This is a genomic window from Streptomyces sp. Ag109_G2-15 (genome assembly GCF_900215565.1).
Classification (GTDB): Bacteria; Actinomycetota; Actinomycetes; order Streptomycetales; family Streptomycetaceae; genus Streptomyces; species Streptomyces diastatochromogenes.
In genome coordinates this window covers 57,555-70,452 of sequence record NZ_OCNI01000002.1, presented here as the reverse complement: position 1 = coordinate 70,452, position 12,898 = coordinate 57,555, and the positions used below count along the sequence as shown (strand labels likewise).

General features: G+C 68.7%; 11 protein-coding genes and 3 pseudogenes. 4 read left to right on the top strand and 10 right to left on the bottom strand.

Annotation, left to right across the window (positions count from 1 at the left end; genetic code table 11):
* Positions 1-315 precede the first annotated feature (315 nt).
* Together CRP49_RS36685 and CRP49_RS36680 are read left to right on the top strand one after the other, a co-directional pair.
* Positions 316-417 (top strand): annotated as a pseudogene (locus CRP49_RS36685) (IS5/IS1182 family transposase); the annotation flags it as partial.
* 9 nt (positions 418-426) lie between these two features.
* On the top strand, positions 427-723 hold the full coding sequence (locus CRP49_RS36680; protein WP_097257779.1) for a hypothetical protein: 297 nt from the start codon (positions 427-429) through the stop codon (positions 721-723).
* Between the two features lie 212 nt (positions 724-935).
* Here the strand turns inward: CRP49_RS36680 and CRP49_RS36675 are convergent, their stop codons facing one another.
* The 3 genes from CRP49_RS36675 to CRP49_RS36655 all read right to left on the bottom strand — a co-directional run bounded on the left by CRP49_RS36675 (position 936) and on the right by CRP49_RS36655 (position 5,027).
* Positions 936-1,388, bottom strand: a complete 453-nt coding sequence (locus CRP49_RS36675; RefSeq protein ID WP_097257778.1) for a hypothetical protein — start codon at positions 1,386-1,388, stop codon at positions 936-938.
* A gap of 248 nt (positions 1,389-1,636) precedes the next feature.
* On the bottom strand, positions 1,637-2,293 hold the full coding sequence (locus CRP49_RS36670; RefSeq protein WP_097257777.1) for a hypothetical protein: 657 nt from the start codon (positions 2,291-2,293) through the stop codon (positions 1,637-1,639).
* A 1,270-nt stretch (positions 2,294-3,563) separates the two neighbouring features.
* Positions 3,564-5,027, bottom strand: coding sequence for an NACHT domain-containing protein (locus tag CRP49_RS36655; protein ID WP_179851951.1), 1,464 nt, complete (start codon positions 5,025-5,027; stop codon positions 3,564-3,566).
* Positions 5,028-5,354: 327 nt separating this feature from the next.
* On the opposite strand from CRP49_RS36655, the gene CRP49_RS36650 reads away from it, so the two are divergent.
* Complete coding sequence (locus CRP49_RS36650; protein ID WP_097257774.1) at positions 5,355-5,780, top strand: SMI1/KNR4 family protein; 426 nt, start codon at positions 5,355-5,357, stop codon at positions 5,778-5,780.
* Positions 5,781-6,045: 265 nt separating this feature from the next.
* On the opposite strand, the pseudogene CRP49_RS36645 reads toward CRP49_RS36650, so the two are convergent.
* The 3 genes and pseudogenes from CRP49_RS36645 to CRP49_RS36635 all read right to left on the bottom strand — a co-directional run.
* A pseudogene (locus tag CRP49_RS36645) lies at positions 6,046-6,540 on the bottom strand (beta-ketoacyl synthase N-terminal-like domain-containing protein); the annotation flags it as partial.
* Between the two features lie 99 nt (positions 6,541-6,639).
* A pseudogene (locus tag CRP49_RS36640) lies at positions 6,640-7,131 on the bottom strand (transposase); the annotation flags it as partial.
* A gap of 125 nt (positions 7,132-7,256) precedes the next feature.
* A complete protein-coding gene (locus CRP49_RS36635) occupies positions 7,257-7,898 on the bottom strand; it encodes a flavin reductase family protein (RefSeq protein WP_097257773.1) in 642 nt (213 codons plus the stop codon).
* A gap of 67 nt (positions 7,899-7,965) precedes the next feature.
* On the opposite strand from CRP49_RS36635, the gene CRP49_RS36630 reads away from it, so the two are divergent.
* Positions 7,966-8,688, top strand: a complete 723-nt coding sequence (locus CRP49_RS36630; RefSeq protein WP_097257772.1) for a helix-turn-helix domain-containing protein — start codon at positions 7,966-7,968, stop codon at positions 8,686-8,688.
* A gap of 74 nt (positions 8,689-8,762) precedes the next feature.
* Here CRP49_RS36630 and CRP49_RS36625 read toward each other — a convergent pair whose 3' ends face one another.
* The 4 genes from CRP49_RS36625 to CRP49_RS36610 all read right to left on the bottom strand — a co-directional run bounded on the left by CRP49_RS36625 (position 8,763) and on the right by CRP49_RS36610 (position 12,735).
* Positions 8,763-9,086 (bottom strand): hypothetical protein, encoded by a 324-nt coding sequence (locus tag CRP49_RS36625; protein ID WP_097257771.1) that lies wholly within the window; start codon positions 9,084-9,086, stop codon positions 8,763-8,765.
* A gap of 13 nt (positions 9,087-9,099) precedes the next feature.
* Positions 9,100-10,356 (bottom strand): IS256 family transposase, encoded by a 1,257-nt coding sequence (locus CRP49_RS36620; protein ID WP_097257770.1) that lies wholly within the window; start codon positions 10,354-10,356, stop codon positions 9,100-9,102.
* A gap of 591 nt (positions 10,357-10,947) precedes the next feature.
* Entirely contained in the window at positions 10,948-11,466 is a 519-nt protein-coding gene (locus CRP49_RS36615) for a DUF2716 domain-containing protein (protein WP_097259214.1), read from the bottom strand.
* 336 nt (positions 11,467-11,802) lie between these two features.
* Positions 11,803-12,735, bottom strand: a complete 933-nt coding sequence (locus tag CRP49_RS36610) for a hypothetical protein (RefSeq protein WP_097257769.1) — start codon at positions 12,733-12,735, stop codon at positions 11,803-11,805.
* Between the last annotated feature and the right edge of the window lie 163 nt (positions 12,736-12,898).

The window sequence follows — 12,898 nt, the reverse complement described above, 5'->3', positions numbered from 1 at the left end:
GGCGAGGCTGGTTCCGTCCCGGTTCGCGATGTCCTGGAGCGCCCGCGATGGACGAGCCGTCTCGACCTCGTGCGGGCGGGACTGGTTGGTCGGCCGCCTGACGGACGGACAGAGGCCATGGCGGTCGGCTCCCTGACCAGGGGAACAGTTTCCATCGGAGCCCTCGTGGCATGGCCCATCGGTCCGGCGTCGGCGTGCCCGGCTCTGCCGCTCGCTTCCTCGCCGCCCGCCGGGGGAGGGAAGCCGACGTGCCCTCGGAACCCGACGGTGGTGAGGAGGGTGGGAGCGCACTGCGGTGAGTCCGCGGGTACCGAGGCACGATTGAAGTCCTGGCGCATCTTCCGCAGATCCCGATGCGGCCCGAATCGAATGACGTTAATCGCCGCGGCCGTCCTCACCCTGGAACGGCAACGCTGAAAGAGCTCAGTGAACCCCACCAACCCGGAGGACCTGATCACCCAGATCAGCAGTCTGGCCTCGCAGCTCGCCCGGCGCACCGACCTCACCGAAGTCCCCGACCCCAGGCGGTCCCTGTACGAGCTGACCTCTGCCCTGGCGTCCCTGACCGGCCCGCTCGACACGCTCACCTCCGCCGGCGAGTACCCGGACGACATCACCGGCCGCGAACTGAACGCTCCCGCCCAAGCGATGAAGGACGCCGTCCGCGCCGTCCACCACCTTCTGGGGGCGGCTGTGACAGGCGAGAAGGACCAGCACCCCTGACCCGCCAGGGTCACAGCCCGCACCCCCAGCTGACCGCAGGGCGTGCCGCCCCGCTCTGCGCCCCGGGCCACGAGACCCGGGACGAGGACATCGCTGACCTGCGGTCAGAAGGTGTTGAGGTATCCGGCCTTCCAGTCGGCCAGCGACCGCGGGTGCCACCGGATGGTGAGGGTCTCGCCGGTGAGCGGGAACCGCGGGCAGTGGACACCGTCTCATTGGTTCGTGAAGTGCGCCGGGCCGACCTCGGGGTCCCGGTAGGCGGGCTGAGCGCAGTGGCAGCACACGCTGACCGGGCCCGTGAACGTCTGGAACGGGCCGTCGGCGCGCAGGTGCCTGTACCTCCTCGTGAACGGGGCGTCGGTGCGCGGGTACCGCTCCCGGACGTGCTCCAGAGACAGCCAGTCCCAGTCCATGCGGAGCACGCTGGCGGCGGCGGAGAAGGCCGGGCAGAGCACTGCGCCCTCCTGCTCGGCGAAGTGGCTGGCGCCGCGGCTGCTGTCGTAGGCCGGCTGCCCGCAGGTGCGGCAGATGCCGATGTCGCCCCGGTAGGTACGGATGCTGGCGCCGGGTGCTTCGAGGGCCTGGCGGCGGGCCCGCGTGTAGCGGATACCTGAGTCGGCTGCGGCGGCGCGGATGTCCAGCTTGCGGCGGCGGTTGCGAGTCATCGCAAAGTCCTCCCTGGCACGCCCACGCCCGCGCCGAAGCGAGGAAAAGTCGATGTTCATGCGCGATTCGGAGAACCTTCTCCGCCTGCGGGGGCGTGGATACTTGCCCGCGGGGAGTCTGACGTGCGCGCCGCCTGGCCGAGATCCCACACACGCACGTCCCGCCCGCGCGGCGCTTTCGGACTGCCGGGCCATCCACAGGCGCTTACACGGCTCGTCAAGGAGCCGTACTGTGCTGCCCTGGTTGATCACGAGCACGGGGGTACGTGATGGCGTACGGCGTGGACCTGACCCGCAATAGCGTCGTCGCGATACCGGCCGGGGTAAGGCCGCCGGTGAACCAGGCGAGCGACGTCCACCGGTCGCGCTCGTTCCATACCTTCAGCTCGTAGTGCGGCGGCTGCTGCTCGTCGGGGAATCAGGCGGGTTCGGGCCTGGGCGCGGGGGAGTCCGGGCGGCCAGGTGTCGAACGGCAGGTGCGGCACCGTCGGCCGGTCGGGGTCGGCATCGGCCCTGTGGACCCGGCTGGGCAGCTTGGACCGGTCCGTGGTGACCTGCTCCCAGACCTCGGCCCGCAGCTCCCCGCAGTCCCCTCCGGCCGGACGCTCGGTGGTGTGCGGCCGGTGGGCGACCAGGGCATCGGCCAGCTCGCGGGCCTTGTCGAGGTCGGTGCACCAGGCCTTGGTCCACCAGCGTGGTGCGCCGCCCCAGTGGTCTTCACCGACGATCCCGTCCGGGACGGTGTAGCCGCGTACCTCGTAGGGCAGATCGGGGCTCGGGCACATCGGGTCCAGCCCGTCCGGGAAGTGGCCGGGCTTCTCGACGGACCAGCCGTTGTGCACGAACCGCCAGAACGGCTCGTCATTGGAGTGCCATACCACCGGCCACAGTGCGGCGACCTCCACCCGGCCGTGCGGTACGGCACGGGCACCCGCGCGCCCTTCTCCACGGCCCCCACGGGCGCGGCGACTTCGCGGATGACGTAGCCGTCGGCGGCGGGCTCGGCCACACCCCAGCGCTGCCCGGTGTTGCGTCCGGCGATCGTCGGCCGGCGGGTGTCCTCGGACCAGATCACCCGTACCGGTCCGACGCCGTGCTCGGCGACGACGGCGGACAGCGCGTCGACCGTGATCTGCTGCCACCCGTACCGGACCGCGTCCGCCGGCGCGGCCGGCGCTTTCCACAGGCGCCAGCAGGCGTCGGTGTAGGAGATGCCCTCTTGATCCGCGAGCGCGCGGGCGTCCTTCTTGAACTGCTTCTCGCTGGTCACGGAATTCCCCTTCGGCGGAGATCCCACGCATCCCCACCGTGGGCGTCGTGACCACGCACGGGCTGATGCGGCACGTGAGTCGGAGACCCTCTGTCCTCGGTCGCCACCCCCGGCGTCGGCGGGAGCTGGCTCGGAGTCAGGCCGACGTGTAGCGGCCGGACTCCACCGTAGTGGGAACCACTCACAGCGCTCTTGGGAAACGACAATGCGGCCGGTCATGGTTGGTGTTGTGCGAGGTGGCGTTGAAGGTCGAGGTGGCGGAACTGGTAGACGGCTCCCGCTTGGCGTAGTACGCCTCGCCGCTCGTGGGCGTCGGCCAGGAAACTCATGAAGCGCCAGGGCACACACCCCGCCACCGCCAATGCGGTCCGAGCCACCAGGAACCGCATCCACACCGACCGGGCGAGTCCGAGCATGAAGCCGAGCGGGAGTCCGAGCACGAACCCGAAAGCGCAGCTGTGAGCAAGAACAGGAACCCCTCCCGTGACCAGACTGGCATCCCAATCGGCCCTGCGACCCCATACGCGGTTGCCATCCCATCCGCGATTGCGCCCAAGGTCCCCACCGCCATCGTGATGACCCAAAAGGTGCGCCGATCCCGACGCAGGACCGTGCCGGGTCCCACTGCCTTGTCCAGGTCAGGGTGTACCGACCTGACTCCGCCCATGAGCGCGAACAGGAGCCCGACTAGGAGTCCGGCCACGACCCCGTGCCCCCACCCGGTCGCGGGCTCTACCGTGACGACGACAATGAGTCCGAACACCAGCCCGAAGGGGAGTCCGACGGTGAGCCAGGATTTGCCTCTCCAGCTCCAGCGGATCCCTGAACTTGGGTTTCTGTCTCGTACGGACCAGGCGATGACCCCGGCCATCACTGCACACGTGAACCCGATAACGCCCCCAGACTCAAGCCCGGACCGGAGCCCGACTTGCAGCCAGGCCAGGAGACTGGCTGGTAGTCCGGCCATGAGCCGACAGTGAGCCCTGTCGCAAGTGCCTGTCGGGGCAGAGCGCGGGGAGTTGCCACCAGGCGAGGTTGGGGGTGCCGTGGATGCTGTGTTCGAGGTGGCGGGCGAGGAAGGCGAGGGTGCGTTGGGCCTGTTGGGCGCTCCAAGGTGTGGGCTGGTCGGGGTGGGGGCGGTAGGCGGCGGGGATGAAGGCGGTGAACAGGTGGGTGTCGATGTCCTGGCGGGTGGGGAATCGGGTCTGGTCGAGGAGTTCGTCGGGGTCGGACAGGTCAGGTAGGTCGGAGAGGTGCTCGTCGGGGCGGGGGTTGTAGATGGTTCGGGCCAGGAACAGGCCGAGCGGGGTGCTCAGTGCCTGGGAGACGGCGGCGGTAGTGCCCAGTGAAGCGGTCACCCGCCTCCAACGGGCTGTGGCCTTCGTGCCCGGGCCTCCGGCGTCGCGTTCCAGGTAGGCGGCCGCTTTCGCGGGATCCAGCGAGAGGAGACGGATGCCCGCAGCTCCGTTGAGGAGCACGGTCACTCCTGCCGGTGTGGTCAGGGCGTTTCGGTACTCGGTGGTACGGCTGGAGAGCACCAGCGGCTGCCGGGCCGGAAGCGCCTGGTTGATGGCGTGCAGCGCCCGGGCCCGCAGCCTTTCGGGGAGCTCGTCCAGGCCGTCGAGGATGGGCAGGACCAGCCGATGGGCAAGCAGGGCGCGCGCCTGGGTGCAGGTGCCGGCCTGTGGGGGGTTGGCGGGGATGAGGGCGCGTAGAGCGGGGTGGTCCTGGGCGAGTTCGTCGGCCATCCACGTGTACAGGTCCTGCCGGGCGGGGTCCCAGGAAGCCAGAGGGAAGAGGACCGGGACGGGGCCGCCGGGCGGGCGGTGCTCGAGCAGGCCCAGCAGGAGGCGGATCAGCAGCACGGTCTTGCCCGCGCCGGGTTCGCCGAGGACCACCAGACGGCGGGTGGGGACGCGCTCGAAGACCTCGGCGAGCTCTCCCCCCTTGCCGGCCAGACCCCCGGGGTTGACAGCCCACGCAGAGTCGGCTTCAGGGGACTGGCCGGGCCAGTCCTCGGCCAGCTCCTTCAGCTGCGTCCAGGATTCGACGAGGTCCGCGTCGGCTGCCTCCCAAGCGACCGGCAGCGGGAAAGGGTCGTTCAGGCGGCGTAGCCGGGCCTCGGCCTCCCACTGCTGGCGTACCCCTTGGGCGAGCTGGTCGGCCACGTCCCCCAGATGGGTGGGCGCCAGTCCCGTCTTGCCGGGGCGGAGCACGGCGACTACTGCGGCGGGCAGCGCGAGCAGGGCGGTGAACGCGGAGACTACGGTGACTAGAGGCTCGACCTTGTGGCCGCGTGTGTACCACGCCAGGAACGCCCCAACGAGCACGACGTAGAGCAGTCCGACCTGCTTCGGTACACGTTTCACATAGTGATCATGCGGGACTCTGGACGGTGTTCCCGGGATTTGAGCTCGCTGCCAGGCGACGCGGAAGCGCATCGTCCGCGGAGGCGGCGATCCGACCCGGGCTGTCCGCTACGTGACGCTGCGCCAGGCCCTGCGTCCTGCGGACGAATCGCGGTTTGCGCCCCTGCTGCTCGCTGTCTCCGCGCCGCAGATGCCCGACCGGACCAGGACGATACTGTCCGAGCGGTGATCAGTCGCGCCTCGCGCTACGCGTGAGACACCAGCGCACGCCGACGGGGCCGCTTGAACACTCGATAGTCGAACAGTCTCATGGAGGTCGTTCCAGCCGTGTGGACCGAACTGGTCACTGCCCTGCCTGGTCCGGCGGTTTTCCAGCCGCCAGCCTCGGAGGCATCGCTGCTCAGCTGCGCGACCGCGCTCGGGCATCCGCTGCCTGCGGACCTTGCTGCTCTCCTTCGGGAAAGCAACGGCATCGAAGGCGAGTACGGGGCAGGCCTCATCTGGTCAGCCGAACGGATCGCCGCTGAGAACATCACCCTTCGCAGGGACGAAGAGCTCGCCAGGCTCTACATGCCCTTCGATCCGCTGCTCTTCTTCGCAGATGCGGGAAACGGAGACCTCTTCGCACTCCTCCCCGGGCTGGGTCGGCCGGATGTCTTTGCGTGGAACCACGAGGACGACAGCCGCACTTGGGTGGCTCCGAACCTGGCCAAGTACCTCGAGTGGTGGCTGTCGGGACGGATCACTCTGTAAGAGCCCGGGGCTGGGGCAGCCCGCATGTTGCCTCACCCGCTCCATGGCGGCGCCCATGTAGGCAAGATGCATGCCATGAGTGATCAGTGGCCCGTCTTCCTCACCGCCGCACTTGGCCTCGCCGGCACCTTCGGCGTCGTCTACCTGGGGTACCACGGCACTCAGCGGCAGACCGCCGACCAGGCCAGCATCGAGCACGGGCAGTGGCTGCGCGGCCGGCGCCAGGAGGCGTACACCGCGCTGTTTCCCGCCTGGGACACCGCCGTCAAAGAGTTGCGGGACTTCCAGTGGGGGTGGGCGGAGGTGCTGGAACACCAGGAGCTGGCGGGGGAAGGGTACGAGCCGTGGCTGCTGGTGGAGCGGAAGGCCGGTGCCGTGTACGCCGCGCTGCGGCCGCATATCGAGCTGCACCCGCCCGGCCAGCCGCCGGATGATGACTGCCGACCTGCGCGCGCTGTACCCGCGCGACACCGAGGACCACGCCGTGCTGCGTCCGCTGACCCGCCACGTCACGTTGCGCGTCGAACGGCCGACTGGCCAGAGCCGGTTCCGCCCTGCGCCGGGACAGCGCCCGCATCCGCGTGAAGCACGTGGCCGTCATACGCGAGCAAGCCGACTCGCTGCCGCCCGCCAGTACGATGTCGCAGGCACCGGACCGCAGCAGGTCCCGAGCCACTCCGATCGCGGTGGCGCCAGACGCGCATGCGCTGGCGGTGGTGAAGTTGGGGCCGCGCACGCCCAGGTCGATGGCCACCTCGCCCGCCGCCATGCTCGGAACGCTGCGCGGGAGCGCGAGCGGCGAGACCCGCTCCGGCCGCCCGGCGCCGAGGTGGCCGAACTCAGTCACGTATGACCTCAACTCCAGCTTCGTGCCGTCGAGGGGGACACGGCCCATCTTGACCATGCCGAGCTTCTGCGCGAGGTGCAGCGACTGCAGGAACAGGTCGGCGAGTGCGTCCAGGTGGCGGCGGCGGAAGCGGGCGATCGAGCGGTAGTCCGGGGCCTGGTCGGCGGCCAGGAAGCGGAACGCCACGTCGTCCACGCAACGGCGCTCGATCGCCCGGGAGGACCGCACGCCGGTGGTGTAGCCGTAGATCAGCAGGCGCACTATCAAGCGGGGGTCATACGGCGGGAAGCCGCGCTTCTCGGTGTAGTCGGCCAGGACCGGCGACAGATCGAGGACCTCGTCGACTAGGTCGGCGACAAACCGAGCCAGATGGCCCTCGGGCAGCCAGTCGTCCAGCGACGGCGGCAGCAGGGCCTGGTGCGGGTCGAACGCCCGGAACCGCTTGTCTACCGCCGCCGGACCACGCCGCGGCTGCTGCTTCTCGACCGGCTCGACCTCGAACAGCTCATCCCCGCCACAGATACCAGCATTATTCCGTATGAATAGTCTGAATCGAGTGTGGGATGCCGATGAGGGCACGCGCTCAACTCTCGCCAGGCGCATGGCTCTTCGCGGCGGGCCAGGCTTCGTCAGGCTGTCTGGGAGCGGAAACTGTGGCCGAGTTCTCGGCCGAGTCCGAAGTAGTGGCGGAAGTTGTAGATCAGCGGGCTCCATGCCGCTGGGTCGATGTGCTGTGACCCGGTGACGACGATCCGGGGATCGGCGTGCACCTTGAGCACATGGGCTTCGACGATGACGAACTCTCCGGAGGTATCGGGTTGGGCCCGGGCAACGCGGGCTTCCAACTGCATCGGGCATTCGGCGACGCGGGGCGGCCGAACCAGCTCGGAGAGCTGAGGTCGCAAACCGGCGGCGGCGAACTTGTCCGGTTCGAAGCGGAAGGAAGCACGCTTGTCCACAGGTACCGGGGTGCGCCCGGTCAGCGGCGCCAATCGTTCCACTGCCCGCCATTGCGCGGGCGCGGGGAGGTTGACCACCAGATCATGGCGGCTGCGGAGATTGTGCGCGGTCTGCCCCTCGGCGCCCAGACCGAGGACGATCACGTGGCCCAGTGCCCAGGCCGAGGACATCGGCGCAAGGTTGAAAGAGCCGTTCTCGTTCTCCGTGGAGAGCAGCACGACCGGCGTTCCGAAGTACAGGATGCTCGGCGTGACGGTCACGTGTTCGGACAACAGGTCAGTGGACACGCTGCTGGGCGTCGAGGTGTTCATGGGGCCGACCGTAGAACGCGGACGCTTCGGCGGGCGCCGAAGGATCGCAGGTGGACAATGGACAACGATGAGCAGCCATGACGCTCGCATCGAGGGCCCTGACCTGGCCGCCCTGGCCGCACTGCTGGCCGACGGCACCCGGGCCAACTTCTGCCTGGCCCTTCTGGACGGCCGGGCATGGACCGCGATCCAGTTGGCGCGCCATGCCGGAGTAGCGGCCTCGACGGCGACCGGGCACTTGAACCTCCTGGTCAGCGGAGGTTTGCTCACGCAGGAGCGCCAGGGCCGCCGTCGCTACGTTCGTCTGGCCGACCCCGACACGGCCGAACTGATCGAAAAGCTTGCCTCGATGGCACCTCGACGCGCCGATCTGCCCCGCTCACTGCCCGCTGCCAACCGCAGCCGGGCGCTGGCCCGCGCCCGCACATGCTACGACCATCTCGCTGGCGCTCTCGGGGTCGCGATCACCAAGGCGATGACCGATCGGGGACTGCTGGACTGGGAGAGGGGACTGACTCTCACCAGTGCCGGGACCGCCTGGCTCGCTGAACTCGGTATTGTGCTACCGCCTGCCACGCGGCGCCCGCCCGTTCGCTCGTGCCTGGACTGGACCGAACGTCGTCCCCACCTCGCGGGCGCGGTCGGCGCCGCTCTATGTCGTCACACCTTCGACGCCGGCTGGATCACTCGGATCGGCACAAGCCGCGCCGTCGCTCTCACCGACGCCGGCGAGCGCGCGCTCAAGGACCACCTCGGTCTGGCCGGCGAGACGCAGACTCCAATCAAGTGAAGACCAGGCCAACGGCGACACAGCCAGAGCCTTTCGTTACGAGCAATTGTCAAAAGCTGTGGATCAGTAGCTATTCACACGGTCTCGTGGTTCAGGTGGATGAGCCCTTCGATGGAGCCCAGGCGGGCTTGTAGGGCCGGGTCCGCGGTCGGAGTGGTGGTGAGCAACAGCACCTGGGCCGCTGGGTGTTCCGGAGCATAGAGGTCGTCTTCGCTGTCGTCGCCGGGGATCGGGTTGGGCTGGATCTCGATCCGTCCGTTGGGGCTGCTGGCGAGGTGGTAGACGCCTCGGTAATCGCTGTCGCGCTCGGTGAAGACTTGCCCGAGGCGATCACTGACGAGCCGGACCAGCTCGCTGGCGGTGTGGGTGCTGGTGCCGTAGGTGTGATGGTCAGTCATGGTGCACCAGACCCTATGCCGCGGCGGTGGCGGGACGCTCGACCAGTTGGCCGCGTTCGAAGCGGGCCCCGGCACGAACAAGGGGGACGAGGTGGGGTGCGTTCACGGCCCGCCACCGCTGCTGGGCGGACTCGACGAGCTTGAAGACCATGGCCAGGGCGGCGGTGCGGGATCCGGCCCCACGCGTGACTTTGGTGCGCAGGCGGACGGGGGCGAACGTGGACTCGATCGGGTTGGTCGTCCGCAGATGGATCCAGTGCTCGGCGGGGAAGTCGTAGAAGGCCAGCAGTTCGTCCTCGTCGTCGGTGATCTTCTTGACCGCCTTGGGGAACTTCGCGCCGTAGAGCTGGGCAAACGTCTTGATCGCCTTGACCGCGAGGTGGCGGTCCTCGGCGTTGTAGATGTCCTGGAGCGCCTTGCGGGCGCTGGGCTGGGCGGACTTCGGCAGAGCGTTGAGCACGTTAGCCGTTTTGTGGACCCAGCACCTTTGATGCCGGGTGGCGGGGAAGACCTCGGCCAGGGCCTTCCAGAAGCCGAGAGCCCCGTCGCCGACCGCCAGGACCGGGGCACGCATCCCCCGGCGGGCACAGTCGCGCAGCAGGTCGGCCCAGGACTCCCCCGACTCGCGGTAGCCGTCCTTGAGCGCGACCAGTTCCTTGCTGCCGTCGGCCCGCACGCCGACGAGGACGAGTACGCAGGCTTTGGCCTCCTCCAGGCGCACATTGAGGTGGATGCCGTCGGCCCACACGTACACGTAGTCGACCTCTGCGAGGTCGCGGTCCATGAACGCGGCGTGGTCGGCCTGCCACTGCTGGGTCAGCCGCGTGACCGTGGCCGGAGACAGGCCGGCCGAACTGCCCAGGAACTGCTCCAGCGCGGGCACGAAGTCGCCGGAGGACAAACCGTGTAGGTAGAGCAGCGGCAGCACCTCGCTGATCTTCGGGCTCCTGCGGCACCAGGGTGGCAGGATCGCGGAGGAGAACCGCTTGCGCTCGCCTGTCTCCTCGTCGATGCGTTTGTCGTTCACCCGCGGCGCTTTCACCTCCACCACGCCGGCCGCGGTGGTGACCTTCCTGGGTTGGTGATAGCCGTTGCGTACCACCAGACGGTGGCCGTTCTCGTCACGCTGATCGGCCAACTCGGCTATATAGGCCTTCACTTCGGCCTCCAGCGCGACGGCCAGCATCCTTCTCGCCCCGTCCCGGACGATCTCGTCAATCAGGGAGGAGCCGTTGGCGGTGGTGCCGTCGCCGTTCACTACGCTGAGCACGGACGTGCCTTCCCGGCCGGTGCTGCGAACACCGGTCTTGCTCGGTGACCTATCGATCAATCACCCGGGAAGGTACGTCCTCCCCGAGCCGATCCACACAGGTCCTGAGCATTGCTCGGAGGAGAGCTCCTTCTGCACATGCCGGGGGCGGCGGCCGCTGTCCGGGAATGTGTCTAGCCAATCCTGGGCTGGACCGGCTCTGTTGGACCGGAAGCCGCACCGTGCGGGTGGCCCCTTTGAGTCGTTCGGCTGAAGTGCGCCACGGTGCCGTTGACGTGCGGATTCCCCGACGGGGTGAACCGGGGCGGCCCGCGTTGCGGCGACGGCAGGCCGCGCATGACCATCGTGGCGCCGGCACCGACTGTGCCGGCCTCGGCTGCAAGGAGATCACCGTGACCGACGCTCCCGTCGTGCAGGAACGCCCGTTTGGTGCAGACGAGTTGGCCTTCGCCTCGTCAAGCCGCTGAGCTGCAACACGTGTTGAAGGCCACATCTCCAGAGTCAAGCTTCTGGAGAGGAGCATGTACGGCCGCGCGTCGTTCTCTCCCCTGCGTGCGCGGATTCTCACGCAAAACGAGTAGAACAGAGGCCCTAGACGGCGGGACATGGGCGGCCGGCACGACGCAGCGGCGGCCCCAGCACGTCGTCAACCTCGACGGCCACAGCATCGAGAAGCCTCTGGCCGAACAGACACACCGACGCCTCCCAGGGGTGCCCGAAGCTGCCAAGCTGGAAGTCCTCAGAGAGGTAGATGTAGTAATCACCGTCGGGATAGGGACTCAGCGGCCATGGATCCTGCCCAGGGCCGCCGACGCGATGGGGATCAAAAGAATAGGAGGTGTGCTGCCAGTCGAGCGCGAACAGCCTGGCCTGCGGTTCGATGCACGCGGTCAGCCCCTGTTCGACAACCGTGACGAAGCGGTCGAGACGCACATAGCCCGGGTCCTCGTCAAGCGACGCCAGGCTCCACGTGATGGAGTCCGCCGGCTCCTTGACGGCCGGCCACTTGGCCGGGTTGACGCTCGGATGGAATGCGAACTCCGCATAGAAGCGATCCCAGACACTTCGGTACTCGGCTTCCGCCAACTCGGTTACAGACTCGCACTTCACCCGCACAGACTACCGATTCAGCCTTACATGACCCCTTCGACGAGTCTCTCTCACGAGATCGCTGAAAGAACCTTGAAATCGGCCATCTCCTGCTCGACGGTGACCCCAGACCTGCCAGTGGATCTCCCCATGTCGCCTGACAGCCAGCCGGGTCCAGGGCCGCCGGGGCGGACCGACTCGGCCGCGGACCGCCTGCTGAAGGCGGCTTGCGCCAAAGCCCGCGTACGCGTGAGAGCTCGTGCCTGGGGGAGGCGCCCCTTCATCGCGGCGTGCGCGCCCCTGGCGGTACGGCGGTAAGCCCGGACGTGACGGTGAGCGGGAGGGATTCGACAGGATTCAGATACGGGGCCCGTCCTGGCTGGCGCTCACCTCGCGTGCGATGCGACGCCACTGGGCCTCTCCGCCCGGCAGGGGCCAGGCCCAGGTCAGCTGTTCGGCGGTGTTCAGGTCGTGGAGGAGGCGGACGAGCTGTGGGCCGGCGGTGGCGGCGCCGTCCGGGACGGTGGGGCCGTGGACGGCACGGAGTTCGGCGAAGCGTGCCAGTTCGTACTCGTAGAAGCCCACGGCCTCATCGGTGCGTGCGGCCAGGTCATCGCGCGGCACCGTGCGGTGCAACTGCAGTAGCGGAGGCTCGATGGACTCGGCGATCGCCGCGGCGAGCCGCGCGTGACCGTCCAGGATCAGATGGCAGTCCAGGCCGCTGACCCACCACAACAGGACGGGTGGGAGCGTTCCTTCGCGGGCCTGCTTACGGTATGCCTTGACCCGGCTGTCGTCGTCATCGGGCATCGGCCGCAGCGGCAGGACCTCCCACGAACCGGCATGGACGAACCAGTCGATGTATCCGTCCGGATGGCCGTCGACGAGCATCGAGTTCCAGTACTCGGCATGTGAAGTATCAGCGTGGCGCCAGCGCCGGAGCGGACTCTCGCGTGAGAGCAGCCACCGGCCCTCGTGCAACGGGCTGTCCGGCGAGTCGATGAGGTACTGCGCAAAGCGGTGAGCCCACCGTTCCGGGCTGCCCGCCAGGGCGCGCCCCACATCGGCGCGCAGCGGCGGGACGAAGGAGCGATACTCGTCGGTGCGCCAGAAGTCCACGCCCAGGAGGTGCTCGTCGACAGCGGCGAGCAGCACAGGCCGCGACAGCTGGGAGACCAGCAGTCGCTGCCCGGCAGTGAACACGCACAGCCCGGGCTGGTGGCGGTCGTGTACGTCCAGGGACAGGCCCACCCACGTGCCGTCGTCCCGCGTGACATCGCTGCGCTGCATGCCGAGAGCGTAGACGGCTGCTGCGGGGGACCCCGATGGCGCACTTGGTCGTCCGACATGACCCGCACATTCCACGAGCCGGTGGCCCCGGCCGAAACACGCGCGATGCTCGTTGAAGCTCCTCACTCCGTTGAAGCCCGTCACTCCGTTGAACGCCGGACCG

Coding starts and splice junctions, on each gene's coding strand:
- CRP49_RS36675 (WP_097257778.1), bottom strand. CDS start 1,388: ATGACTCGCAACCGCCGCCGCAAGCTGGACATCCGCGCCGCCGCAGCC.
- CRP49_RS36635 (WP_097257773.1), bottom strand. CDS start 7,898: ATGAACACCTCGACGCCCAGCAGCGTGTCCACTGACCTGTTGTCCGAA.
- CRP49_RS36630 (WP_097257772.1), top strand. CDS start 7,966: ATGAGCAGCCATGACGCTCGCATCGAGGGCCCTGACCTGGCCGCCCTG.
- CRP49_RS36625 (WP_097257771.1), bottom strand. CDS start 9,086: ATGACTGACCATCACACCTACGGCACCAGCACCCACACCGCCAGCGAG.
- CRP49_RS36610 (WP_097257769.1), bottom strand. CDS start 12,735: ATGCAGCGCAGCGATGTCACGCGGGACGACGGCACGTGGGTGGGCCTG.